The following is a 22,940-nucleotide window of genomic DNA, read 5'->3' on the forward strand; positions in this document are numbered from 1 at the left end:
CCTTCATCGATAACATACCTTCTTGACCGTAGCGACCACCCGAGCCGCGTCGATGAGCGCCGCCTTCTCAAGGTTCGCGGCGTAGGGCAGCGGCACGTCTTCGTTCGTTACGCGTAGTACCGGGGCATCCAGGTCGTCGAAGCCCTGTTCCATCACGACCGCCGCAATTTCGGAGGCGATGGAGCAGACAGGCCAGCCTTCCTCGACCACCACGATGCGGTTGGTCTTTTTTAGGCTTTCCAGCACAGTTGCCGTATCGAGCGGGCGTAGGGTGCGCAGGTCGATGACTTCGGCATCAACACCTTCTGCCGCCAGTTGTTCGGCAGCTTCCAGCGCGACGCCCACGCCGATCGAGTAGCTGACCAACGTCACGTCCTTGCCAGCGCGCATGATGCGGGCCTTGCCGATCGGCAGAACATAATCGTCGACCTTGGGCACATCGAAGCTGCGGCCGTAGACAAGCTCATTTTCAAGGAAGACCACCGGATCTTCTGACCGGATCGCTGCTTTCAGCAAGCCCTTGGCATCGGCAGCGTCATAGGGAGCAATGACGATCAGCCCAGGGACAGCCGCATACCAGGGAGCATAATTCTGGCTATGCTGGGCGCCTACACGGCTCGCGGCGCCATTGGGGCCACGGAACACGATCGGACAGCGCATCTGGCCGCCGGACATATAATTGGTCTTGGCCGCCGAGTTGATGATGTGGTCGATCGCCTGCATGGCGAAGTTGAACGTCATGAACTCGACCACGGGACGCAGACCGCCCATCGCTGCGCCAGCACCAATGCCTGCAAAACCATATTCGGTGATCGGGGTATCGATAACCCGTCGGTCGCCAAATTCTTCGAGAAGGCCCTGCGTGACCTTATAGGCGCCCTGATATTCGGCGACTTCTTCGCCCATCACGAAAACGCGCTCATCGGCACGCATTTCTTCGGCCATGGCGTCGCGGAGTGCTTCGCGGACAGTCGTCTTCACATATTCGGTGCCTTCGGGAAGAGCAGGGTCAGCAACACTGGCCTTCGCTTCCGACGCGAGTTTGGCTGTACCGCTCTCCGCCTTCTTGGGTGCTTCGGGAGCAGCTTCGGACTTTGCCGGGGGCGCACTCGCCTCAGCCTTGGGAGCAGCAACTTCACCGCCCTCACCCGCCATCGTGGCGATGACAGTGCCCACCTTCACCCCTTCGGTGCCTTCAGGAATGACGATCGCGCCGATCTTTCCTTCATCGACCGCTTCAAATTCCATGGTCGCCTTGTCTGTTTCGATTTCGGCAAGAATGTCGCCAGAACGGACTTCGTCGCCTTCCTTCACAAGCCACTTGGCCAGCGTGCCTTCCTCCATCGTGGGAGAGAGCGCCGGCATCTTGATTTCGATACCCATTAATATTGCTCCACCAGCACGTCGGTATAGAGTTCGGACACGTCCGGTTCGGGCGAGGTTTCGGCGAAGTCCGCCGCATCGCTCACGACCTTGCGAATGTCCTGATCGATCTTCTTGAGTTCGTCTTCACTCACCCCGGCGTCGGTCAGATATTTCTTTGCGCCCTCGATCGGGTCAGATTTGTCCCGCATCGCCTGCACTTCCTCGCGCGAGCGATATTTGGCAGGGTCGGACATGGAGTGGCCGCGATAGCGATAGGTCTTCATCTCCAGCAGGATCGGGCCATTACCCCCTTGCACCCATTTGAGAGCTTCTTCCGTGGCACCGCGCACAGCGAGCACATCCATACCGTTGACCTGGATGCCGGGAATGCGGAAGCTTTCGCCGCGACGATAAAGCTGATCTTCCGCCGAGGAGCGATTGACGCTCGTGCCCATGGCGTACTGGTTATTCTCAATCACGAAGATGATCGGCAGCTTCCACAGCTCGGCCATGTTGAAGCTTTCGTACACCTGCCCCTGGTTGGCAGCCCCGTCGCCGAAATAGGCAACGCAGACACCGCCGTCACCATTATATTTATGCGCGAAACCGAGGCCCGCACCCAGCGACACCTGAGCGCCCACAATGCCATGTCCGCCGAAAAATTTATGCTCGACGCTGAACATGTGCATCGAACCGCCCTTGCCACGCGAAATGCCAGCTTCACGGCCCGTCAGTTCAGCCATGATGACATTGGGATCAATCCCGTAGGCGAGCATATGGCCGTGGTCGCGATAACCGGTGATAACGCTGTCTTTACCAGGCTTGAGCGCGGATTGGATGCCGACGGCTACAGCTTCCTGGCCTATGTAAAGGTGACAAAAGCCGCCGATCAGGCCGAGGCCGTAAAGCTGGCCCGCCTTTTCCTCGAAGCGGCGGATGAGGACCATCTGCCGATAGAATTCCAGCAACTCTTCCTTCGTGGCCTTGTAATCCGAAGGAGTTTCGGGGCGAGGCCGGTTGTGATCCGCGCTGGCAGGGCTTTGTGCCTTTGCCTTTGCACGCGAAGGACGCGGCGTCGTTGGTTTCGCCAAGGCTCTTATCCTTTTGCCTGGTGATGGATGGAAGGAAGCCCGATATAGCGGCAGACCGGCCCGGATTGCAACGCCACAGCCCGCCTAATAGTGCCATGCGACGTTGCGGCTCAGTTGAGCGGCACGATTACTTCGTCATGGTGGATCACACCGAGTTGCCGACGGATCAATTCGTCGCTCAAGTCGGGATCGACGCGGCGCGGGTTGAGCAGGTCAACGCGGTTGCGAAGCTCATTCCGTTGCGCTTCAACCGACTTAAGTTCGGCCTGCGAACGGTTTAGCTGGCGAGTATAATCCCCCCACGCAAGAACCCCGTTCGAACCAAGCACGACATATCCGGCAAAGAACAGCAACAGCAGAACCGCAATAGCAGGCCCGAACGCCGAAAATAACAACATGCGGAGCTTCGCGATGTGCGCCATGGAACAGTTGAATCACAGGCCGGAGCCGGCCGCAAGCAAAAACTGGTTAACTTGCGGCCGGTTGTTGAAATGAATTTAGCGGAAGATGGAACGGCCGGCGTAGACTGCGACGTCACCCAGTTCCTCTTCGATGCGGATCAACTGATTATATTTGGCAAGCCGATCCGACCGCGCCAGCGATCCTGTCTTGATCTGACCGCAATTGGTAGCCACCGCGAGGTCGGCGATAGTTGCGTCCTCGGTTTCGCCGGAACGGTGCGACATGACAGCAGTGTAGCGCGCGCGGTGAGCCATATCGACTGCCGCCAGCGTCTCGGTCAGCGAACCGATCTGGTTCACCTTCACCAGCAGCGAGTTGGCAAGACCCTTGCCGATCCCCATCTCCAGACGCTTGGGATTGGTCACGAACAAATCGTCGCCAACCAGCTGCACCTTGCCGCCGATCTTGTCGGTCAGCGCCTTCCAGCCTTCGAAATCATCCTCGCTCATGCCGTCTTCGATCGACTTGATCGGATAGTCGGCACAGAGCGCAGCCAGATAATCGGCCATTTCGACCGGGTTCAGCGACAAGCCCTCGCCGGAGATTTCATATTTGCCGTTCTTGAAGAACTCCGTTGCGGCGCAGTCCAGCGCCAACACCACGTCATCGCCGGGCTTGTACCCTGCCTTTTCCACGGACAGCATGATGAAGTCGAGCGCGTCACGCGTGGAGGCGATGTTGGGTGCAAAGCCGCCTTCGTCACCGACCGAAGTGGCGAGCCCCTTGTCATGAAGCCCCTTCTTGAGCGTGTGGAAGATTTCCGCACCAATGCGAACCGCATCGGCGATGCTTTCCGCGCCGACGGGCATAATCATGAATTCCTGGAAGTCGATCGGATTATCGGCATGTTCGCCGCCGTTGATGATGTTCATCATCGGCACCGGGAGGACATGAGCCGAGACGCCGCCGACATAACGATAGAGCGGCAGACCCCGAGCATCGGCAGCGGCCTTCGCTGTGGCCAAGCTGACACCCAGAATGGCGTTCGCGCCCAGACGCCCTTTATTTTCCGTACCGTCGAGCGCGATCATCGTCGCATCGACCTCTGCCTGATCTTCCGCATCAAGGCCGATCAGTTGTTCGGCAATCTCATCATTGACGGCCGCCACTGCTGCCAGCACGCCCTTGCCGAGATATTTGCTCTTGTCGCCGTCCCGCTTTTCGACCGCCTCATAGGCGCCAGTCGAAGCGCCGGAGGGAACCGCCGCGCGACCAAAGCTGCCATCTTCCAGCATGACATCGACTTCGACAGTGGGATTGCCCCGGCTATCGAGGATCTGACGAGCGTGGATGTCGAGAATGGCGGTCATGGTCGCTCCCTGAATGCTGCAATGCGCCTTGAAATCGCGCCCCGCTTAGACAGCGCCTTCAGGATTAGCAATGCAGGGCTTGCATGGACTCGAAAAATGCCGATGCTCAAATTAGTAACGGCAACGGAACTGTGGCCCGCCGCGAGCATTGAGGACGGATATCCATTCGCCCGCATCGCGACCCCACAAAATCTGAGGAGACATAGGACGATGGCCGACACCCCGGAAACCCCGCCCGTCAAGCGCGCCAAGAAGGCTACACCGGCGAAGCCCGCCAAGGGAAAGCCCATTGAGACCCGCGAAGCGACACCCACCGCGCCCGCTCCGGTCAAGACGGCGGCGACGCGGCCCGCACCGACCGCCAAGCCAGGCAATGGTGCTGCTTCGCATGGCTGGGCAGCACAGATCGCACCGTTGAAGGCACAGGCGGAAAAGGCCGCCCGGACGGCAGCTGATAAGTTCAACACCGTCGATTGGAAGACGCATATTGACCCGTTGAAAGATCAGGCAACCAAGACCGCCATGTCCGCAGCGGTCGTTGCCAAGGACAAGACTGGCACCGCGATGCAGAGCCTTGCCAAGCTGATTACGGACACGGCCGGAACTGTCGATGCGAAGCTGGGTCCGCAATATGGAGACTATGCACGGCAGGCGGCCGAAGCGGTAGCCGGAGCCGCCGACACGTTGGACAGCAAGGACGTCGATCAACTGATGACCGAAGCGCGCGATTTCGTGCGCAAAAGCCCTGCTGTGGCAATCGGCGCGGCAGCGGTTGTCGGTTTCGTTCTGATGCGGTTGGCCAAGGGTTCAGACGACAAGGCTTGAACCCGACGTACCATCAATCACGCAAAAGCCCCGACGCTGGGGCGGAGGGGTTTTTGACCGACGAACCTAGTCTGATCGCAGAGCCGCCCGAGGCCGGGCATGAGCAGGAGGACGGCGTCCGCGCAACGTTCGCCAAGCTATATACGGACGGTCGGGCCTATGCCGATGCGGAGATTGAGCGGCAGAAGCTGCGCGTCGGCATAGCCGGTGCGGGCGTTCGAGATGCTGCGATTTTCGCAACTGTTGGCTTCATGCTCAGCTTCGCGGGTCTGATCGCATTTCTGGTGGGGCTCGTAATGGCGCTTAGCCCCCATCTGGGAGCAGGCTGGTCGGCGCTGGCGGTGTTTGGCGCGGCGTTGCTGGTTGCCGCCATATTGCTGTTACTCGCAAAGGCCAGGATCTCGCGTATGCGGAGGGCCATCAAGGCATGAGTCAAACCGAAAAATATCAGCAAGCCGCGATTGATGCCGAGCAGAGGAAGGCGCGTTTCCTCTCAAGTCTGTCTGCGGCGAAGGCTCGCATAGCGCCGGGACGGCTGAAGCAGGACCTCAAGGAGAAGGCGGCAAGAGGGATCACCAATGGTCGCACCTATGTATCGACCAAGGTTCAAGAACAGCCGGTTGCTGTTGGAGCGACAGCGGCGGCTCTGCTGATCTATCTTTTCCGCAATCCAATTTCGGCACTTTTCAAACGGACATACGTTCGGATTACTAACCGTAACCCGGAAAGAGCGGAGACTGACCATGGCTGATATTCATGCCCAGATCACTCGCGTGCGCGACGCAGCGAACGACATTGCCGGAACTGCTACAGGCAAGTTCCGGGATTCTACCGAAAAGGCTCGGGAAAATGCCGCTGAGCTGATCCAGACCGGCCGTGAACGGGCCGGTGATGCCTATAGCGACGTGCGCGATCGCACTCAGCGGGTTGCGGCTCGGGCCAATGAGATCGTTCAGGAGCATCCTGTCGCCGCCGTCGCTGGCGCAGTGGCTGCTGGAGCCGTCGTTGCCTGGCTGTTTCCCAAGAGCCGCAGGGCGATGAAGGCTCTTCCCGCTATTGCCATGACTGCGGGGAGCCGTGTCGTGGAAGCGGCCATGGCAGCGAGCGCGGCCGCCGCCCAGGGCGCGGAGAATATCAAGGCCGGAGCAACTGACGCCCTGCACAACGCGCAGGATAGCGCGACCAAGACCGCTGCTTCCGCTCGCGATGCCGCCGCTTCTGCCGATATCACGGGAACCGCCTCGCGCATGGCTGATGACCTTGTGTCGCTCGTCACCACCAAAATCGACGCTGTCAGCGAGGCGCTCAAGGCCCGGTTGCCGAAACGCTGACCGCCGGAACGTTCGAAAGCTGTAGCTTTCGTGACGAAGCCTTGGACAGGAGTGGAGCCGTTGCTAAGGTGACCACTCCTTCCAAGGGAGACAGATTACATTATGAGCAAACTCCACCTCGTTATGGGCGGACGCGTCAAGGATCCTCAGACGCTCGAATTTGAAGATTTGAACTCAATTGATGTGGTCGGCGTCTTTCCTGACTATGCATCCGCTGAGAATGCATGGCGAGGGGCTGCACAGCGAACCGTTGATGACGCCGAAATGCGTTATGTGATCGTGCACCTGCATCGCCTGCTGGAACCGGATTTGCCACCAGCCTGAACAATCAGACGATTGGCCGGGGTCCTTTGCGAAATCGCCAGAGCAGCAAGGGACGGGTCAGCACCAAGCCTACAAGGAAGCCCCCGATGTGAGCGGCTATGGCGATTTGACCAAGATCGCCAAAGCCGCCACGCGACGACGCGACCCCGATCATGAGTTGAAGGATGATCCAGCCAGCGGCCAGCCAGATTACGCGCAGAAAATTGGCGGAAAATGGGCCGATCCGTCGTACCGCCCGCTGGCCATAGAGTAGAGCATAGGTCGCAAGAACGGCCGATATGGCGCCGCTCGCGCCAACCATGGGGCTAGGCGAAGCGGGTCCTGCCGCCCATTGCAATAAAGCCGCGCCATAGGCACCGGCGATATAGAGGATCAGGACCGCACGCATTTGCAGCACCTGCTCTACCTGCCGCCCGCAAAAGACCAGCATCAGCAGGTTGAAACCAATATGCAGCCAGCCCGCATGGATCAGCGTGCAACTGAATGGCGTCAGCCACACAGGTACAGCAACTACGCCTGCAAAAAGCTGAGGATCGTCAATCCGGGCCGGAATAAAGCCACCGAGGATGGCAGCGGTGTCCACCTGGCCAGTCAGATACAATATTAGGAAGGCGGCGAAAGTGATCACCGCGATCCCATTTGTCATACGGCCCGATGGCAGTTTCACCGGCTTAGATGAACTCGATCTTGTCGATCAGGTAGAATTTGTCGCCTGCCGGAACCGACACCTCAATTTCTTCCCCGACCTGACGGCTGATAAGGGCGCGCCCCAGCGGGCTGTTGTAGCTGATCATGCCAAGCTTCGCGTCGGCTTCCGCCTGCCCCACGATCTGGTAACGAACCGGCTTTTCATCTTCATCCAGCAAGGTAACGGTCGCACCAAACACGACCTTATCACCTGACAGTGATTTGGGATCGATGATCTGGGCGCGTGAGAGCTTGTCCTCGAGATCGGCTATGGTGGCTTCAACCTGCCCCTGCCGTTCCTTAGCTGCGTGATATTCCGCGTTTTCGGACAAGTCACCGTGGGCACGAGCTTCCTCGATGGCGTCCACGATCAAAGGCCGTTCGGCCTTCAATTCGCGGAGCTGCGTATTGAGCTTGTCATAGCCCATTTGCAGCATCGGCATCTTTTCGACGGTCGCCATTATTGCAAATCCTTCGTCAAAACTTCCCTTTGGCGGCTCCAACTCGGAGCCACCCGCAGCGTGCTTCCTTGTGCAGGGGATCAGGCTTGCGACAGGGGATAATAGGACTGGAGCGATCGCACTTCAAGGGCATGGCCCCGCAAAGCCTCGATCGCATCGGCCGCAGCGACTGATGCCGCCGCCGTGGTGAAGCTGGCGACCTTGGCGCGCAGCGCGCTGGTGCGGATCGCCTTGCTGTCCTTCAGCGACTGCCAGCCTTCGGTGGTGTTGAAGATCAGGTCGATATCGCCATCGGTGATCTTGTCAACGATGTGGGGACGTCCTTCAGCTACCTTGTTTACTGGCTGAACGGCGATGCCCTGCTCTTCCAGATAGCGGGCCGTGCCGCCGGTTGCGACGATGGTGAAGCCCAATCCTGCCAGCTTCTGGACCGCAGGCAGGACCACCGGCTTATCGCTGTCTTTGACGGACACGAAGGCGGTGCCGCTCTTGGGGAGAACGGTGCCCGCGCCGAGCTGCGCCTTGGCAAAGGCGGTCGCGAAATTGCTGTCGATGCCCATGACTTCGCCGGTGCTTTTCATTTCTGGCGAGAGGACCGGATCAACGCCGGGGAAGCGGGCGAAGGGGAAGACGGCTTCCTTAACTGCAATATGAGTTATAGAATTGCGGTCGATTTTTGGGAGGTCGCGAAGCATCTCTCCGGCCATGACCCGGCTGGCGATCTTGGCGATGGGGGTGCCGATTGCCTTGGCGACGAAGGGCACGGTGCGGCTGGCGCGGGGGTTTACCTCAATCAGGTAAACAATGTTGTCCTTTACCGCGAACTGGATGTTCATGAGGCCGCGGACGGACAAGGCGCGGGCGAGGACGTCGGTTTGGCGCTCAATTTCAGCGATAACGTCGCTGGAAAGGCTGTAGGGCGGCAAGGAACAGGCGGAATCGCCCGAATGGACCCCCGCTTCCTCGATATGTTGGAGGACGCCTGCGACGACCACATCTTCGCCATCGCAGAGCGCATCCACGTCGACTTCGGTCGCGTCGCGCAGATACTGATCGATCAGCACCGGGGAGTCGCCCGACACCTGAACGGCGGTGGCGATATATTCCTCAAGCTGCGCCTGACCATCGACGATCTCCATGGCGCGGCCGCCAAGGACGTAGGACGGGCGCATCAGGACCGGATAGCCGATGCGGTTGGCAACCGCGATCGCCTCCTCCCGGCTGCGGGCGATGCCGTTGGCGGGCTGCTTCAGTTTCAGCTTGTCGATGAGCGCCGCGAAACGCTCGCGGTCTTCGGCGAGGTCGATGGCGTCAGGCGATGTGCCGAGGATGGGGATACCCGCGTCCTCAAGCGGCTGGGCGAGCTTCAGCGGCGTCTGGCCGCCGAACTGGACGATGACCCCGGCCAGCGTGCCATTCGACATTTCGACGCTGAGGATTTCCAGCACGTCCTCGGCGGTCAGCGGCTCGAAATAGAGGCGATCGGAGGTGTCATAATCGGTCGACACGGTTTCCGGGTTACAGTTGACCATGATCGTCTCATAGCCAGCATCCGACAGCGCGAAGCAGGCGTGGACGCAGCAATAGTCGAATTCGATCCCCTGCCCGATCCGGTTGGGGCCACCACCAAGGATCACGACCTTCTTACGGTCGCTGGGCTGCGCCTCATTCTCAGCCTCGCCGAAGAGCGGGGCTTCGTAGGTGGAATACATGTAGGGCGTCTTCGCCTCGAACTCGGCGGCGCAGGTGTCGATACGCTTGAAGACCGGACGGACGCCGAGCTTGTGACGCAGGCTGCGTACTTCCGCTTCGGTGACGCCACCGGTCATGGCCTTGACCGCTTCGTGGATCAGGCCCGAGCCTCGCGCGATGCCGCGCTCCATGCCGCGCAGATTGGCGGACTTGAGCGCCAGATGGGCGAGACGCTGATCGGAGAAGCCCATCGCCTTCAAGCGGCGCATGCCGTCTGCGTCCTGCGGCAGGCCGTTCGCCAGCACTTGCGCTTCCGCGTCGATGATTTCCTTGATCCGCTCCAGGAACCACGGATCGAACTTCGCGATGTTGTGGATTTCGGCGACGGTCAGCCCTTCGCGCAGGGCTTGCGCGGCGACGAGCAGACGGTCAGGCGTCGGTGAGGCAAGCGCCGCAACGATGTCGTCCTTGGGCGCGCCTACCAGATGCGCCACTTCGTCGAAGCCGCAAAGGCCGGTTTCGAGGCCGCGTAGCGCCTTCTGCATCGATTCATGGATGTTGCGGCCGATCGCCATCACCTCACCCACCGACTTCATGGCGGTGCCGAGCAGTGGCTCGCTGCCCTTGAACTTTTCAAAGGCGAAGCGGGGGATCTTGGTCACGACATAGTCGATGGTCGGTTCGAACGAGGCCGGGGTCGCGCGGGTAATATCGTTCTCGATCTCATCGAGCGTGTAGCCGACAGCGAGCTTCGCCGCGACCTTGGCGATCGGGAAGCCGGTCGCCTTTGACGCCAGCGCCGAGGACCGCGAGACACGCGGGTTCATTTCGATCACGATCAGGCGGCCGTCCTTCGGATTGACCGCGAACTGCACGTTGGAACCGCCTGTTTCCACGCCGATTTCACGCAGCACCGCGATGCTCGCGTTGCGCATGATCTGATATTCCTTGTCGGTCAGCGTCAGCGCGGGCGCGACGGTGATGGAGTCGCCGGTATGGACGCCCATCGGATCGACATTTTCGATCGAGCAGATGATGATGGCATTGTCGTTGCGGTCGCGCACGACCTCCATCTCATATTCTTTCCAGCCGAGCAGCGATTCTTCGATCAGCACTTCGGTGGTGGGCGACGCGTCGAGACCGCCGCGCACGATATTGACGAACTCCTCGCGATTGTAGGCGATGCCGCCGCCGGTGCCGCCCATGGTGAAGCTGGGGCGGATGATCGAGGGCAGGCCGGTGAACTCCAGCGCCTCCAGCGCCTCTTCCATGGTGTGGGCTATGCGCGAGCGGGCGGATTCCAGCCCGATCTTGTCCATGGCGTCGCGAAACTTGATCCGGTCTTCCGCCTTGTCGATGGCTTCGGCGTCGGCGCCGATCATCTGGACGCCGAACTTTTCTAGCGTGCCGTCGTTGAACAGCGCGAGCGCGGTGTTGAGCGCCGTCTGGCCGCCCATGGTGGGCAGCACCGCGTCGGGGCGTTCCTTCTCGATGATCTTCGCCACGATTTCGGGCGTGATCGGTTCGACATAGGTGGCGTCGGCAAATTCCGGGTCGGTCATGATGGTGGCCGGGTTGGAATTCACCAGGATGATGCGATAGCCCTCTTCCTTGAGCGCCTTCACCGCCTGCGTGCCCGAATAGTCGAACTCGCAAGCCTGGCCGATGATGATCGGGCCAGCGCCGATGATGAGGATGGAGGAGATGTCGGTGCGTTTGGGCATAGGAGTTTCTGCGGCCTTCGCGAAAACAGATTAAGAGAAGTGTGAAGACCCTAGCTTCACTAATTGTTCGAACGCCTCTTCAGACAAACGGAGGCTCTGCGATCGCTTCCCCACAAACTTCCGCTCTTTAGATCCGTAGGTATCGATCTGAATGAATTTCTCGCCATCATGTTCAAGTAGAATGATCGACGCATCCACCTCGCCCTGAGCAGAAACACGATCAGGAACTTTCAAGGATAGCTTTTTAACTGTCGCCATATGAGTGCCCTTTCAATGCACGCCCCCCGTCCGGGCCTCGCAACCCCAGCCGTCATATTCGACGCCGCAGAGGATTTCGATCTGGAGGCATTTCTTGGTCAGGGCGCGGATCGAGTGTTCATCGACCGGCTGTTCGCATTCGAGGAACAGGAACAGGTCGCCATCCTCATCCTCTTCGCGGTCCAGTTCGACGAAGCCGAACTGGCTGGCTATGGTCAGGACGCGTTCGAAATCCTTTTCGCTGCCCTTGAAGCTGACATCGACCGGGCGCGACAAACGCGCCACGTCGCCATTGGCCGCGAGATTGGCGAGGACTTCCTTGTCCGCCTCCCACTCCTGCGCGAGGCGGGCTTCGTCAACCGGGGGGAGGTTTTGGCTCACTTAAGCCCCTTAACGAAGCGCTGGAACAGGTAGAAGCTGTCCTGCGGGCCGGGCGAAGCTTCGGGGTGGTACTGGACCGAAAAGGCCTTTTTGTCGGTCAGTTCGATGCCGCAATTGCTGCCGTCGAAGAGCGACACATGGGTCGGCTTCACGTTCGCGGGCAGCGTGTCGCTGTCCACCGCGAAACCGTGGTTCATCGAGGTGATCTCGACAAGGCCGTCCTCCAGACGCTTGACCGGGTGGTTCGCGCCGCGATGGCCCTGGTGCATCTTGACCGTCTTGGCACCGGCAGCGAGCGCCAGCATCTGGTGGCCGAGGCAGATGCCGAAGACGGGCTTGTCGGCTTCCAATACCTTTTTGATGACGGGCACGGCATATTCGCCGGTGGCGGCCGGATCGCCGGGGCCGTTGGAGAGGAACACGCCGTCGGGCTTCTGCTCCATCACCTGTTCATAGGTGGCGGTGGCGGGGAGAACGGTGACGCGGGCGCCGGCCTTTACGAGGTTGCGGAAGATGTTGTTCTTCGCGCCATAGTCGATGGCGACGACGTGGGGGCGGTTGTCGGCAGAAGAGGCGCTATCCGGCGAGTCCCCACCCCCGGCCCCTCCCCTGAAGGGGAGGGGTGAGTTTGCTTCATCCTTGGCGTAGCCGTGGCCTAGTTTCCATACGCCGTCTTTCCAGAGGCGGCTTTCCTTGGCCGTGACTTCAATGGCGAGGTCCATGCCTTCGAGGCCGGGCCAGTTGGCGGCCTTTTCCGCGAGAGCGGCGAGGTCGAAATTGCCTTCCGGATCATGGGCGATGACGACGTTGGGCGCGCCCTTCAGGCGGATCATGCGGGTGAGCGCGCGGGTGTCTACGCCGGAGAGGCCGATGCGGCCATTTTCGCGCATCCACTGGTCGAAGGGTTCGACGTTGCGGAAGTTGCTGGGCTCCGTCACGTCCTGTCGCACGACGCAGCCGAGGGCGAAGGGGTTGTCCGCTTCGACGTCATCCAGGTTGGTGCCGACATTGCCGATATGCGGGAAGGTGAAGGTGACGATCTGCCCGGCATAGCTGGGGTCGGTCATCACTTCCTGATAGCCGGTCATGGCGGTGTTGAAGCAGAGTTCGCCTACCGCTTCGCCCACTGCACCAAAGCCACGGCCGAACACTGCGCTGCCATCGGCGAAAACCAATACCCCTGTCGCTCCTTTGGGCACGGTGAGGGTCTTGGCATCAGCCATGGTCGTAGCGTCCTTTATGCTTTTAGCGGGAACCCGTCTGCAGCGGGTTAAACGGCCGGTCACCTATGCCTGTGAGGCCCCGCGGTCAACCACTGTAAAAAATCTCTTTTGGCGTTATATCTGGTCTTTTCCGGCAGAACAGGATTCGTATCGCCATGATTCGCGAGCAGGTTAAGAGCGCCCAGGTCGAAGCCATGAAGGCGGGGGACAAGGAACGCCTGGCCGCTGTGCGTTTGATCATGGCGAAGCTGAAAGATCGGGATATCGAATTGCGTACCGCTTCGAGCGTGCCCGATGACGATATGGTCGTTGTCGAGGTGCTGCAGAAGATGGTGAAGCAGCGGCGCGAATCGATCGAGATGTTCCGGAATGGCAGGCGCGAGGAGCTGGCTGCTAAGGAAGAGGCCGAGTTGCGCGTGATCGAGAGCTTCCTGCCGCAGCAGATGAGCGAGGATGAGACGCGCGCTGCGATCGAGGGGATCAAGGCGGAAGTGGGCGCGGCGAGCGTCAAGGATATGGGGAAGGTCATGGCCGTGCTGAAGGAACGGCATGGGTCGGTGATTGATATGAGCAAGGCCAGTGGGCTGGTGAAGGCGGCTTTGGGTTGACATGATAAAGCCCCTCCCTTCGAAGGGAGGGGTTGGGGTGGGTGATGGCGCTACGCATCAATGCAAGGCTAGGCCGATATGCGCGCGACATGCGGCGAGAACCTACCGACTATGAGCGGCGGCTGTGGGGGGCTCTCAGGGCGTCCCAGTTGGCTGGGTTAAAATTCCGGCGGCAAGCTGTCATCGAGCCATATATTTGCGATTTTCTTTGTCCCTCGATCGGTTTGATCGTTGAGGTAGATGATGATCTGCATGATGCAGGGAAAGATCGAGATCGGGATTTCGACCTCGCTCATCAAGGATATGTCGTGCTGCGTTTTTCCAACTGGGAGGTTCGGGATAATCTTGAAGGCGTATTGAGCGTCATTCTTGATCGGGCGCACGCGTTGCCGGAGAGGCAGAAGATCACCCACCCCAACCCCTCCCTTGGAAGGGAGGGGCTTTTAGAAACATGAGCCTCTCCCCTGCCTTTCTCGACGAACTGCGCATGCGGACGTCGCTGTCTACGCTGATCGGGCGGACGGTGAAGGTGCAGAAGGCTGGGCGCGAGTATAAGGCGTGCTGTCCTTTCCATAATGAGAAGACGCCGAGCTTCACCATCAATGATGAGAAGGGCTTCTACCACTGCTTTGGCTGTGGGGCGCATGGGGACGCGATCCGGTGGATGACGGACCAGCGCGGGCTCCCCTTCATGGAGGCGGTGAAGGAGTTGGCGGCGACGGCGGGCATGGATGTGCCTGCGCCCGACCCCCGCGCGGCGAAGCGGGCCGAGCAGGCGAAGGGTCTGCATGACGTCATGGCGGCGGCGCAGGCTTTGTTCGAGGAGCAGCTTGGCGGGATCGAGGGTGCGGAGGCGCGGGATTATCTTGTCCGGCGTGGGATCAGTGAGGCGACGCGGCGGGCGTTCGGCTTTGGCTTCTCGGCGGATTCCAAGGGCAAGCTGAAAGACGCGCTGGCGGAATTTGGTGATCCGATGCTGATCGAGGCGGGATTGCTGATCGATCCGGATGGCGCCGAGCCGGACGGCGGAAAAAGTAAGAAACGCGAGAGCTATGATCGCTTCCGGGGGCGGCTGATGCTGCCGATCCGGGACATTCGCGGGCGGGTGATCGCTTTTGGCGGGCGGATTCTTGGGGCTGGCGAGCCTAAATATCTGAACTCGCCGGACACGCCGCTCTTCGACAAGGGGCGGACTCTTTACAATATCGATCGCGCCTCCCCCGCTAGCCGCCAGAGCGGGCGGGTGATCGTGGTCGAAGGCTATATGGACGTGATCGCGCTGGCGCAGGCGGGCTTTGGCGAGGCGGTGGCGCCGCTCGGCACGGCGCTGACGGAGCATCAGATCGAGCGGCTGTGGAAGATGGTGGATGTGCCGGTCCTGTGCTTCGATGGCGATGCGGCGGGGCAGAAGGCGGCGATACGGGCTGCTATGCGGGCGCTGCCGCTGCTGCGGCCGGGGATGAGTTTGGCGTTTGCTACGCTGCCTGTGGGGCAGGATCCGGACGATCTGATCCGGGCCGAGGGGCCGGGCGCGATGGAACGGGTGCTGGATGCGGCGGAACCGCTCGTAGAGCGGTTGTGGGCTTATGAGCAGAAGGCGGCGCCATTGGATACGCCGGAGCAGCGGGCGGCGTTGAAGCAGCGGCTGCGCACGATCACCGACGCGATCGCGCATCCGGATGTGCGGGCGCATTATGTGCAGATTTTCCGGGAGCGTTATGATGCGCTGTTCTTTGCGCGACCCTCGCAGGCGAACGCGCCTCGCCATCAGCGTGGGACAGGGAATCGACAAGGGTGGCAGCGCGATCGGCGCGGAAACTGGAAGCCGCCCCTGCCCCCGGTTGGAAGCGAAGCGCGGGCGATCGGCGTCAGCGGCATGGAGCAGCGGCTGCTGCGCGCGGTTCTGGCGAGTTTGTTGCGGCATCCCGAGCAGATAATGATGCACCGGGAGATGCTTTCGGCACTGCATATCGGCGATTCGGCGCTGGGCGAACTGATGCGGGCGATGATTGCCGCATCGTTCCGACAAGAAACAGTTGAAACAGAGGGCCTCCTTACCATATTGGGCCAAGGTGAAGTGTATAATATGGCGAAGGGGATGCTCCGGGCCGACACGTTCACATTCACCCCCAGCAGGATGAAGACCGATCCCGGTCGCGTTCAGCGCGATCTGGAGGAGGCTATCCGGGTGATGGCACAAGGACCGGAGTTGGAGACGGCGCTGGCGGAGGCGACGAGGCGGGCGAGGGAAGACCTTAACGAGGAAACCTTTGCCGAGCAGCAGCGGATCCAGCGGTTAAAAATGGATCATGACCAGCGCCTGGCGGAACTGGCGCAGTCCGAAGATATTGTTTGATAGATCGTCCCCCGGCGGGATGATGGAGCTAAGGCGAATAAATGGCGAGCAAGGCGACAGGCAAGGGTGCGGGCGAGGATGTGGATAGCGGCGATGCACCGCTGCTCGATCTGAATGAGGCTTCGGTCAAGAAGCTGATCGCGCGCGCCAAGAAGCGCGGCTACATCACCTATGACGAGTTGAACGACGCCCTGCCGCAGGACCAGATGTCCTCCGAGCAGATCGAGGACATCATGGCCGCGCTCAACGAAATGGGCGTGAACATCGTCGAGAATGAAGAAGCCAGTGAGGACGGCGACGAGCAGCGCGAGCGCGAAGATGCCGAGGACGCCGAAGATGATTCGGGCGATGAAGAAGGCGCGCCCAAGCTGGTCACCGAAAAGAAGAAGGAAACGGTCGACCGCACCGACGACCCGGTGCGCATGTATCTGCGCGAAATGGGCGCGGTGGAACTGCTCAGCCGCGAGGGCGAAATCGCCATCGCCAAGCGTATCGAGGCTGGCCGCGACACGATGATCCTGGGGCTGTGCGAAAGCCCGACGACCTTCAACGCGATCATCGAATGGTCAACCGCCCTCAACAATGGCGAAATGCAGCTGCGCGAGATTCTTGACCTCGACGCGATGCTTTCAAAAGACCCTGCTCCGGAGAATCTGGAGGAAGGCGCCGAGGATGATGACGGCGAGATCAGCGAGAAAACCGCTGGCCCCAGCTTCAAGGAAGAAGAGGAGCCCGAGGAAGAAGCAGCCGATTCCGACGAGGATGAGGACGGCCTGACCGAACGCCGTGCCCGGCGCGTGGAAGAGGAAGAGGAGGAAGACAACACCCTTTCCCTCGCCCAGATGGAAGAGACGCTCAAGCCGATGGCGCTTGAGAAATTCGCCACCATCACGGAGATTTTCCGCGCCTTCTCGCGTGCGCAGGAATCACGCATGGCCGCGATGGCCAATGGCGAGACGCTGAGCCAGAAGGCCGAGGACGATTATCAGGAGCTGCGCGAGCGGCTGACCGCCGAGGTCGAAAGCGTCCAATTCCATCAGCAGAAGATCGAATATCTGGTCGATCAGCTTTATGCCTATAACCGGCGCCTGACCGCGCTGGGCGGGCAGATGCTGCGTTTGGCGGAACGGCATAAGGTCAGCCGCAAAGACTTTCTCGACCGCTATGTGAACCATGAACTGGACGACGCATGGCTCGACAAGGTTCAGGGCCTGGACAAGAAATGGGCCGCTTTTGCGGCAGCCGAAGCGCGCGCCGTCGAGCGCATCCGTACTGAAGTCAGCGAAATCGCGCAGGCGACCGGCATGTCGCTGGGCGAGTTCCGCCGTATCGTCAACATGGTGCAGAAGGGCGAACGCGAGGCGCGTATCGCCAAGAAGGAAATGGTCGAGGCGAACCTGCGCCTCGTCATCTCCATCGCTAAAAAATATACGAACCGTGGCCTGCAATTCCTTGATCTTATCCAGGAAGGTAATATCGGCCTGATGAAGGCGGTGGATAAGTTCGAATATCGCCGCGGCTACAAGTTCAGCACTTACGCGACCTGGTGGATCCGTCAGGCGATCACCCGGTCGATTGCGGATCAGGCGCGGACCATCCGTATTCCGGTCCACATGATCGAGACGATCAACAAGCTGGTGCGCACGTCCCGCCAGTTCCTGCACGAGCAGGGCCGCGAACCGACTCCGGAGGAAATGGCCGAGCGCCTTTCCATGCCGTTGGAGAAGGTGCGCAAGGTGATGAAGATCGCGAAGGAGCCGATCTCCCTCGAAACGCCGATCGGCGACGAGGAAGATTCGCACCTGGGCGATTTCATCGAAGACAAGAATGCGGTCATCCCGGTGGACGCGGCAATTCAGGCGAACCTGAAAGAAACGGTCACCCGCGTTCTGGCTTCACTGACGCCGCGTGAGGAACGCGTGCTGCGTATGCGTTTTGGCATCGGCATGAACACCGATCACACGCTGGAGGAAGTGGGCCAGCAGTTCAGCGTGACCCGCGAACGTATCCGCCAGATTGAGGCGAAGGCGCTCCGCAAGCTGAAGCATCCGAGCCGCAGCCGGAAAATGCGGAGCTTCCTCGATCAATAGGGTCTGGGACACGGTGAATTGATCCGAAAGGGCGGCTTCAGGGCCGCCCTTTTTTTCGTCTCATAAACCGCTCTTTTACCTCAACTTCCTATGGTCGTGGCAACAGACACACTGGCGCGGCGGCCGCAGGGGTTATCATGAACGAAGCAGCTACACGCTTGGCGACAGGCGATATATCTCAGGTGATCGAGGCGCTGGTCGCGGTTGATGGAACGGCCGCTCATGCTCATGCGAACAGCGCACGGACCATCATGAGCCGTGATGCTGTCCTGACATTGCCGGACCTCGCCGATGCCGCGCATTATCTATGCCTGCTGCACGGGCGTCACCCAGGCGTCATCGATCACGCGGCGAACCGATCGGCAGACAGTGCGGCTCGGGGCTGGCTAGTCCAGGCGGGGCAGGCGTTTGCGCGAGAGCGGGCCTATCTGACGCAAGTTGCGGTGGCGCTAGGCCCGATACCCAGCACGGCGGGGCAGAGCGACTGTGAGACGATCGTCAGCCAGCAACGTCATGCGCTGGATATGCTGGCTCAGTCGGACAGGCGCGGATGTGCCATGGGGGCAGCCATGGCGCTGGTGCTGGATTGGCAGGCGGTACGCGACGTGCTCGACATGGCGGCGATTCGCGTGGGGCTTGAACCCTATCCATCCGATCTTCCCGACCGGGCGCAGACCTTTGCCGTAGTGCGAGCAATCGGCAGCGACGGCGCGGCCGATCGGGCCATACAATTTGGCGCGCGGCAGTTGCTCAGCCAGCAGCGTGGCCTCTGGGACCTGCTGAAGGCGCGTGCCGAGGTTCGGCGGCAGAAGGTATAGGAATAACCGATTGCGGCGCCGTATCGCTTTCCCTACTCGGGTGGCAGTAGAGGAAAGCGAAGATTCATGCGGTTTGAAGGTACGGAAGATTATGTCGCAACCGACGACCTGAAGGTCGCGGTGAACGCAGCGGTGCTGCTGCGCCGCCCCCTGCTGGTGAAGGGTGAGCCGGGGACGGGCAAGACGGTGCTGGCGCAGGAAATCGCCAAGGCATTGGACGCGCCGCTGATCGAATGGAACGTCAAATCGACGACCAAGGCGCATCAAGGCCTGTATGAATATGACGCCGTGGCACGGCTGCGCGATGGCCAGCTGGGCGATCCGCGTGTTCATGACATCAGCAACTATATCCGCAAGGGCAAGCTTTGGGAGGCCTTCACCTCCCCTACCCTACCCGTGCTGCTGATCGACGAGATCGACAAGGCCGATATCGAGTTTCCCAACGACCTGTTGCAGGAACTCGATCGCATGGCGTTCCACGTCTACGAAACGGGCGAGACGGTCGCGGCGCAGGAACGGCCGGTGGTGGTCATCACATCCAACAATGAAAAGGAGCTGCCCGACGCTTTCCTGCGGCGCTGCTTCTTCCACTATATCAAGTTCCCCGACCGGGAGACGATGCAGGCCATCGTCGACGTTCATTTTCCCGGCATTCAGAAGATATTGGTCAGCCGCGCGCTCGACCTCTTCTACGAGATACGCGATGTGCCGGGCCTGAAGAAGAAGCCGTCGACCAGCGAGTTGCTCGACTGGTTGAAGCTGCTACTCAATGAAGACATGCCGCTGGAGGTGTTGCAGGATCGCGATCCGACCAAGGCCATTCCGCCGCTTCATGGCGCGCTGCTGAAGAATGAGCAGGATATCATGATGTTCGAACGTCTGGCATTCATGGCACGGCGGCAGGGGCGGTAAAGGCCGGGATTGCCCTGCCCGGCACAATGACGGAGGCGTGCATGACGCATGAAGCGGGATGTCTGTGCGGAGCGGTGCGCATCAAGATCGATGCGGAGCCGATGGCGGCGCGCATGTGCTGGTGCAGGCTGTGCCAATATCTCGGCGGAGGATCGGGCACGGTCAATGTCTGCTTTCCGACGGAGAAGGTGCAAAGCGAGGGCGAGGTCCGTTGGCATGGAAAGCATCGCGGATAGCGGAAACAGGATGCGTCGTGGCTTTTGTCCGCAGTGCGGCACTCCCCTGTTCAGCATTGCCGAGTCGCGGCCGCACCTGACTTTCATCAGGGCTGGCGCGCTGGATGATCCGGACCTGTTGGCACCGCAGGCGGTAATCTGGACGGAGGCGGCTCCGCATTGGGCGCATCTGGACCCGGAACTGCCGCATTATACAGCGCAGATTCCGCCAGTCGCGTAAAAGGCCGCTTGCCTTAGCCTTGCGGTTTCGCTCAACCTTCCCCAATAAATTTCAGAGCCGCGACAAGACGGCGTGAAATGGGAAGGATGCCTATGCCGAAACTCTCCTTGTCGCTGTTGCCACTCCTCCTGCTCCTGCCGGTGCCCGCATTGGCGCAGGGTGCCGATGTGCAGGAAGCGTGGGTGGCGAGCGATGGGAACCTTCGCGCCCGCGCTTCGGGCATCAGCCTGCCCCAGACGATCGCGGGGCTTTCCCTGTCCAAGAGTGGAGAGGTCACGAATGGCGGCAAGGGCATCGACAATTATGCCCAATATTTGTCGGAGGACGGGGCGGTGCAGGCGACCTTGTACGTCTATCTGCCCAGCTATGCGGACGCGTCGATCGCCGCTTACATGACCGACCGCGCGGTGACGGATCGTTTTGGACCGAAGACACGCCGCACCGCATATGAAAGCGTTCCGCTGCAAGGCAAAGGCGGCCGCGCGATCCGTGCGGTTTATGATGATGCGGCCGACGGGGCGCTGACCACGGCAGCAGCTTTTGCCCAGGCTGGGCGCTGGCTCGTGAAGCTGCGCGTCACAGGTCCCAGCGAACGGCGCAAGGAGGTATTGGCAGGGCTGGACGGCATGCTCGGCAGCTTGCATTTCGATGATGCGGCTGCGGTACGGCCAGTCTCTCCGGTGCGGTTCGCCGACTGCCCGGCGGGTGATGACCGGGATGCGCAACTTACCGCTTCCCTTCCTGTCGAAGCGGCTGATGTCAGGGCCGTTCGCGAGGTGGCCGGGTCCTTCTGCATCCGGGGACAGGTGCATACTAGCGAAGGTATCTATGATGTTCTGGCGCAGCAGGGTGCGTCTGGCGGATCGGTCATCGTGCCGATCGACGATGCGGGCACGGTGCTCGCCTTCGATCCAGCGGTTGACGGCAAGGGCTATCAGCTATCGATACATTCGGTCGGCGAGACGAAGCTCTATGGCGTTTATGACCGCGTGCCGAGTTTCGGGCAAATCGCGAAGATTCTCGATGGCAAGGACCCTCAGACGGCGCAGGCGCGGACGACTGCTGCCTATGCCGCCAATGGGGACGTCATAGTGCGTCAGGGCGCGGCGAACTGACGGGATCAGATGAGGTAGCCGACCTCATACAGACCCCAGCGGCGGCCTTCGAAGATCAGCGGAACGAATACGCTGCGAAGCGCGCGATAGCGACCCTCGCCAAGGTCCTGACGGTAGGTGAAGAGGAAAAAGTCTGCGCCGCCATCGAGTGCGCGGCGGGTCTGGCTGTCCATGAAAATCTGCCGGTTACGGGCATATTCCATGTTCCATTCCGGCATGCCCGGCCGCTGAGGCTGGCTTCGCGACGTGATATGCGTGGGCAGATAGCCGTTCATATCGATCAGGCAGCAACCGACGATGGCATTATCCTGTCCGGTCTGGCGATCCAGAATCGGGCGGATGAAGCGGTCGGCAAAGACCATGAAGCCATTTTCATATTGTGGCGGGTGGGAGCCTTGTATCAGGCGGTAATTGCTGTCGAATAGCGCCGATGGCGTCAGTTCACCCGCAGCCAGAGCGTCATTGATCAGGCGCGACACTTCTGCCGCACCATCTTCGGCATAGGCAATGTAGCGGCTGTTGCGGGTCTGATGCCCGCCATGGGCGGCGGTGTTGAGCATGTCGTTCGCCATGCCCTCAAGCTGCTCAAGCTGGGCCTTGGCCATTTCGACGCGCTGGGTGCTTTCGGCAGCAGAGTCGCTGAAGTTGGTAAGGCCCGCACGTAGCGCGCCTACGTCGGCATCGGCTTCGTCGGTGCAGGTGACGATGGCGTGGGAACGCTCGCCAAATTGCGTCACGAGCGAGGCGATTTCCGCCATGGTTACGCTTAATGTATCGATATGGGCGCTGACGTCCCGGCCTCGACCGATGTTGGCTTCGACGCCGCTGATCAGATGGCGCGCATCGCGGTCGAGCTGGCCGAGCTTGTCACCGACCGATGCGGCGGACTCGCCCGCTTGCCCGGCCAGGCGGCGGATTTCGTCGGCCACGACGGCAAAGCCCTGCGTCGCCTCTCCACCGCGTGCCGCCTCGATCGCGGCGTTTACGCCCAGCAGCCGCGTTTGGCGTGCGATCGCGCCGAGTTGATCGGATATGCCGCCGACTGCTTCGATAACTCCGAGGAACTGACGAAGCCTTCCCTCCAGCCCCGTGACATGGTCGACCAGCCCCGCAACCTGGGCGAGAGACTGGGTAATCGCTTCATGCCCTTCGGCAATGATGCGGGCAGCGCGCCGGGACGTGAGGCTGAGCTCCTGAGCCGCCACCACGCTTTCATTCTGGCTGACGGCCAGAGCCTCCATATTGGTTTGCAATTGTGAGAGGCGGAGCGAGTCGGATTGGATGCGCCGGGTAAGTTCCCCAAGGAAGCCCGCCGTCTCGCTGCATTGCAGCGCAACGTCGCCGGAACGTTCACCCAGATCCGTCAATAAATGCTCATTTTCCAAGGAGTGCCACCCCAAACCGCCCGCTTGTGAATAGTGCCTTATTAACGATGCGATGCAACACTTAAC

Annotated in this window: 25 protein-coding genes; 14 read left to right on the top strand and 11 right to left on the bottom strand. The window is 60.7% G+C overall.

The genetic code is table 11. The features are described 5' to 3' along the window. Positions 1-3: 3 nt before the first annotated feature. The 4 genes from ACZ5YV_RS05225 to eno all read right to left on the bottom strand — a co-directional run bounded on the left by ACZ5YV_RS05225 (position 4) and on the right by eno (position 4,228). The gene (locus ACZ5YV_RS05225) at positions 4-1,383 is read right to left on the bottom strand and encodes a pyruvate dehydrogenase complex E1 component subunit beta (protein WP_464788872.1); all 1,380 of its coding nucleotides are present in this window, start codon (positions 1,381-1,383) and stop codon (positions 4-6) included. Further along, positions 1,383-2,456, bottom strand: coding sequence for a pyruvate dehydrogenase (acetyl-transferring) E1 component subunit alpha (pdhA, locus tag ACZ5YV_RS05230; RefSeq protein WP_464788873.1), 1,074 nt, complete (start codon positions 2,454-2,456; stop codon positions 1,383-1,385). The genes ACZ5YV_RS05225 and pdhA overlap by 1 nt, the downstream gene beginning before the upstream one ends. A 110-nt stretch (positions 2,457-2,566) precedes the next feature. Beyond that, positions 2,567-2,878: an FtsB family cell division protein gene (locus ACZ5YV_RS05235; RefSeq protein WP_464788874.1), complete on the bottom strand. Its 312-nt coding sequence runs from the start codon at positions 2,876-2,878 to the stop codon at positions 2,567-2,569. Positions 2,879-2,953: 75 nt separating this feature from the next. Continuing rightward, positions 2,954-4,228 carry a phosphopyruvate hydratase gene (gene eno, locus ACZ5YV_RS05240; RefSeq protein WP_464788875.1) on the bottom strand — a complete coding sequence of 425 codons (1,275 nt, stop codon included), beginning with the start codon at positions 4,226-4,228 and terminating at the stop codon, positions 2,954-2,956. Positions 4,229-4,438: 210 nt separating this feature from the next. On the opposite strand from eno, the gene ACZ5YV_RS05245 reads away from it, so the two are divergent. From ACZ5YV_RS05245 to ACZ5YV_RS05265, 5 genes are all read left to right on the top strand, one after another. Beyond that, positions 4,439-5,053 carry a hypothetical protein gene (locus tag ACZ5YV_RS05245; protein ID WP_464788876.1) on the top strand — a complete coding sequence of 205 codons (615 nt, stop codon included), beginning with the start codon at positions 4,439-4,441 and terminating at the stop codon, positions 5,051-5,053. 53 nt (positions 5,054-5,106) lie between these two features. Continuing rightward, complete coding sequence (locus ACZ5YV_RS05250; RefSeq protein ID WP_464788877.1) at positions 5,107-5,484, top strand: phage holin family protein; 378 nt, start codon at positions 5,107-5,109, stop codon at positions 5,482-5,484. Continuing rightward, positions 5,481-5,804 carry a hypothetical protein gene (locus ACZ5YV_RS05255; RefSeq protein WP_464788878.1) on the top strand — a complete coding sequence of 108 codons (324 nt, stop codon included), beginning with the start codon at positions 5,481-5,483 and terminating at the stop codon, positions 5,802-5,804. The genes ACZ5YV_RS05250 and ACZ5YV_RS05255 overlap by 4 nt, the downstream gene beginning before the upstream one ends. After that, entirely contained in the window at positions 5,797-6,384 is a 588-nt protein-coding gene (locus ACZ5YV_RS05260) for a hypothetical protein (RefSeq protein ID WP_464788879.1), read from the top strand. Before ACZ5YV_RS05255 ends, ACZ5YV_RS05260 begins: the two co-directional genes overlap by 8 nt. Before the next feature lie 102 nt (positions 6,385-6,486). Beyond that, on the top strand, positions 6,487-6,708 hold the full coding sequence (locus tag ACZ5YV_RS05265) for a DUF4170 domain-containing protein (RefSeq protein WP_449472159.1): 222 nt from the start codon (positions 6,487-6,489) through the stop codon (positions 6,706-6,708). A 4-nt stretch (positions 6,709-6,712) separates the two neighbouring features. Here the strand turns inward: ACZ5YV_RS05265 and ACZ5YV_RS05270 are convergent, their stop codons facing one another. The 6 genes from ACZ5YV_RS05270 to carA form a co-directional block, all read right to left on the bottom strand. Further along, a complete protein-coding gene (locus tag ACZ5YV_RS05270) occupies positions 6,713-7,354 on the bottom strand; it encodes a rhomboid family intramembrane serine protease (protein ID WP_464788880.1) in 642 nt (213 codons plus the stop codon). 25 nt (positions 7,355-7,379) lie between these two features. Then, complete coding sequence (gene greA / locus ACZ5YV_RS05275; RefSeq protein ID WP_449472156.1) at positions 7,380-7,856, bottom strand: transcription elongation factor GreA; 477 nt, start codon at positions 7,854-7,856, stop codon at positions 7,380-7,382. A gap of 80 nt (positions 7,857-7,936) precedes the next feature. Next, a complete protein-coding gene (gene carB, locus ACZ5YV_RS05280; RefSeq protein WP_464788881.1) occupies positions 7,937-11,272 on the bottom strand; it encodes a carbamoyl-phosphate synthase large subunit in 3,336 nt (1,111 codons plus the stop codon). Positions 11,273-11,302: 30 nt separating this feature from the next. Next, a complete protein-coding gene (locus tag ACZ5YV_RS05285; protein WP_464788882.1) occupies positions 11,303-11,530 on the bottom strand; it encodes a hypothetical protein in 228 nt (75 codons plus the stop codon). A gap of 12 nt (positions 11,531-11,542) precedes the next feature. Beyond that, the gene (locus tag ACZ5YV_RS05290) at positions 11,543-11,911 is read right to left on the bottom strand and encodes a ribonuclease E inhibitor RraB (protein ID WP_464788883.1); all 369 of its coding nucleotides are present in this window, start codon (positions 11,909-11,911) and stop codon (positions 11,543-11,545) included. After that, positions 11,908-13,134 carry a glutamine-hydrolyzing carbamoyl-phosphate synthase small subunit gene (gene carA, locus ACZ5YV_RS05295; protein WP_464788884.1) on the bottom strand — a complete coding sequence of 409 codons (1,227 nt, stop codon included), beginning with the start codon at positions 13,132-13,134 and terminating at the stop codon, positions 11,908-11,910. Before carA ends, ACZ5YV_RS05290 begins: the two co-directional genes overlap by 4 nt. A gap of 155 nt (positions 13,135-13,289) precedes the next feature. On the opposite strand from carA, the gene ACZ5YV_RS05300 reads away from it, so the two are divergent. The 9 genes from ACZ5YV_RS05300 to ACZ5YV_RS05340 all read left to right on the top strand — a co-directional run bounded on the left by ACZ5YV_RS05300 (position 13,290) and on the right by ACZ5YV_RS05340 (position 21,489). Further along, on the top strand, positions 13,290-13,742 hold the full coding sequence (locus ACZ5YV_RS05300; RefSeq protein WP_464788885.1) for a GatB/YqeY domain-containing protein: 453 nt from the start codon (positions 13,290-13,292) through the stop codon (positions 13,740-13,742). A gap of 44 nt (positions 13,743-13,786) precedes the next feature. Next, positions 13,787-14,197 (top strand): endonuclease domain-containing protein, encoded by a 411-nt coding sequence (locus ACZ5YV_RS05305; RefSeq protein WP_464788886.1) that lies wholly within the window; start codon positions 13,787-13,789, stop codon positions 14,195-14,197. Further along, a complete protein-coding gene (gene dnaG / locus ACZ5YV_RS05310; RefSeq protein ID WP_464788887.1) occupies positions 14,194-16,098 on the top strand; it encodes a DNA primase in 1,905 nt (634 codons plus the stop codon). Before ACZ5YV_RS05305 ends, dnaG begins: the two co-directional genes overlap by 4 nt. 41 nt (positions 16,099-16,139) lie before the next feature. Continuing rightward, positions 16,140-18,188 (top strand): RNA polymerase sigma factor RpoD, encoded by a 2,049-nt coding sequence (gene rpoD / locus ACZ5YV_RS05315; RefSeq protein WP_449472144.1) that lies wholly within the window; start codon positions 16,140-16,142, stop codon positions 18,186-18,188. A 137-nt stretch (positions 18,189-18,325) separates the two neighbouring features. Beyond that, positions 18,326-19,006, top strand: a complete 681-nt coding sequence (locus tag ACZ5YV_RS05320) for a DUF6975 family protein (protein ID WP_464788888.1) — start codon at positions 18,326-18,328, stop codon at positions 19,004-19,006. Between the two features lie 66 nt (positions 19,007-19,072). Next, positions 19,073-19,918 (top strand): AAA family ATPase, encoded by an 846-nt coding sequence (locus tag ACZ5YV_RS05325; RefSeq protein WP_449472141.1) that lies wholly within the window; start codon positions 19,073-19,075, stop codon positions 19,916-19,918. 41 nt (positions 19,919-19,959) lie between these two features. Further along, a complete protein-coding gene (locus ACZ5YV_RS05330) occupies positions 19,960-20,154 on the top strand; it encodes a GFA family protein (protein ID WP_464788889.1) in 195 nt (64 codons plus the stop codon). Continuing rightward, entirely contained in the window at positions 20,084-20,374 is a 291-nt protein-coding gene (locus tag ACZ5YV_RS05335; RefSeq protein WP_464788890.1) for a GFA family protein, read from the top strand. The genes ACZ5YV_RS05330 and ACZ5YV_RS05335 overlap by 71 nt, the downstream gene beginning before the upstream one ends. A gap of 92 nt (positions 20,375-20,466) precedes the next feature. Continuing rightward, positions 20,467-21,489: a hypothetical protein gene (locus tag ACZ5YV_RS05340; protein ID WP_464788891.1), complete on the top strand. Its 1,023-nt coding sequence runs from the start codon at positions 20,467-20,469 to the stop codon at positions 21,487-21,489. 5 nt (positions 21,490-21,494) lie between these two features. On the opposite strand, the gene ACZ5YV_RS05345 is transcribed toward ACZ5YV_RS05340, so the two are convergent. Further along, positions 21,495-22,874 (bottom strand): methyl-accepting chemotaxis protein, encoded by a 1,380-nt coding sequence (locus tag ACZ5YV_RS05345; protein ID WP_464788892.1) that lies wholly within the window; start codon positions 22,872-22,874, stop codon positions 21,495-21,497. Between the last annotated feature and the right edge of the window lie 66 nt (positions 22,875-22,940).

The organism is Sphingobium sp. TomTYG46 (genome assembly GCF_055396345.1).

Bases quoted from the DNA above. Each gene is read 5' to 3' on its own strand.
- ACZ5YV_RS05325 (WP_449472141.1), top strand. From the start codon at position 19,073: ATGCGGTTTGAAGGTACGGAAGATTATGTCGCAACCGACGACCTGAAG.
- ACZ5YV_RS05305 (WP_464788886.1), top strand. From the start codon at position 13,787: ATGGCGCTACGCATCAATGCAAGGCTAGGCCGATATGCGCGCGACATG.
- ACZ5YV_RS05245 (WP_464788876.1), top strand. From the start codon at position 4,439: ATGGCCGACACCCCGGAAACCCCGCCCGTCAAGCGCGCCAAGAAGGCT.
- ACZ5YV_RS05335 (WP_464788890.1), top strand. From the start codon at position 20,084: ATGTCTGCTTTCCGACGGAGAAGGTGCAAAGCGAGGGCGAGGTCCGTT.
- ACZ5YV_RS05260 (WP_464788879.1), top strand. From the start codon at position 5,797: ATGGCTGATATTCATGCCCAGATCACTCGCGTGCGCGACGCAGCGAAC.
- eno (WP_464788875.1), bottom strand. From the start codon at position 4,228: ATGACCGCCATTCTCGACATCCACGCTCGTCAGATCCTCGATAGCCGG.
- ACZ5YV_RS05225 (WP_464788872.1), bottom strand. From the start codon at position 1,383: ATGGGTATCGAAATCAAGATGCCGGCGCTCTCTCCCACGATGGAGGAA.
- carA (WP_464788884.1), bottom strand. From the start codon at position 13,134: ATGGCTGATGCCAAGACCCTCACCGTGCCCAAAGGAGCGACAGGGGTA.
- ACZ5YV_RS05235 (WP_464788874.1), bottom strand. From the start codon at position 2,878: ATGGCGCACATCGCGAAGCTCCGCATGTTGTTATTTTCGGCGTTCGGG.
- dnaG (WP_464788887.1), top strand. From the start codon at position 14,194: ATGAGCCTCTCCCCTGCCTTTCTCGACGAACTGCGCATGCGGACGTCG.
- ACZ5YV_RS05265 (WP_449472159.1), top strand. From the start codon at position 6,487: ATGAGCAAACTCCACCTCGTTATGGGCGGACGCGTCAAGGATCCTCAG.
- ACZ5YV_RS05340 (WP_464788891.1), top strand. From the start codon at position 20,467: ATGCCGAAACTCTCCTTGTCGCTGTTGCCACTCCTCCTGCTCCTGCCG.
- ACZ5YV_RS05320 (WP_464788888.1), top strand. From the start codon at position 18,326: ATGAACGAAGCAGCTACACGCTTGGCGACAGGCGATATATCTCAGGTG.
- carB (WP_464788881.1), bottom strand. From the start codon at position 11,272: ATGCCCAAACGCACCGACATCTCCTCCATCCTCATCATCGGCGCTGGC.
- greA (WP_449472156.1), bottom strand. From the start codon at position 7,856: ATGGCGACCGTCGAAAAGATGCCGATGCTGCAAATGGGCTATGACAAG.
- ACZ5YV_RS05255 (WP_464788878.1), top strand. From the start codon at position 5,481: ATGAGTCAAACCGAAAAATATCAGCAAGCCGCGATTGATGCCGAGCAG.
- ACZ5YV_RS05330 (WP_464788889.1), top strand. From the start codon at position 19,960: ATGACGCATGAAGCGGGATGTCTGTGCGGAGCGGTGCGCATCAAGATC.
- rpoD (WP_449472144.1), top strand. From the start codon at position 16,140: ATGGCGAGCAAGGCGACAGGCAAGGGTGCGGGCGAGGATGTGGATAGC.
- ACZ5YV_RS05285 (WP_464788882.1), bottom strand. From the start codon at position 11,530: ATGGCGACAGTTAAAAAGCTATCCTTGAAAGTTCCTGATCGTGTTTCT.
- ACZ5YV_RS05300 (WP_464788885.1), top strand. From the start codon at position 13,290: ATGATTCGCGAGCAGGTTAAGAGCGCCCAGGTCGAAGCCATGAAGGCG.
- ACZ5YV_RS05270 (WP_464788880.1), bottom strand. From the start codon at position 7,354: ATGACAAATGGGATCGCGGTGATCACTTTCGCCGCCTTCCTAATATTG.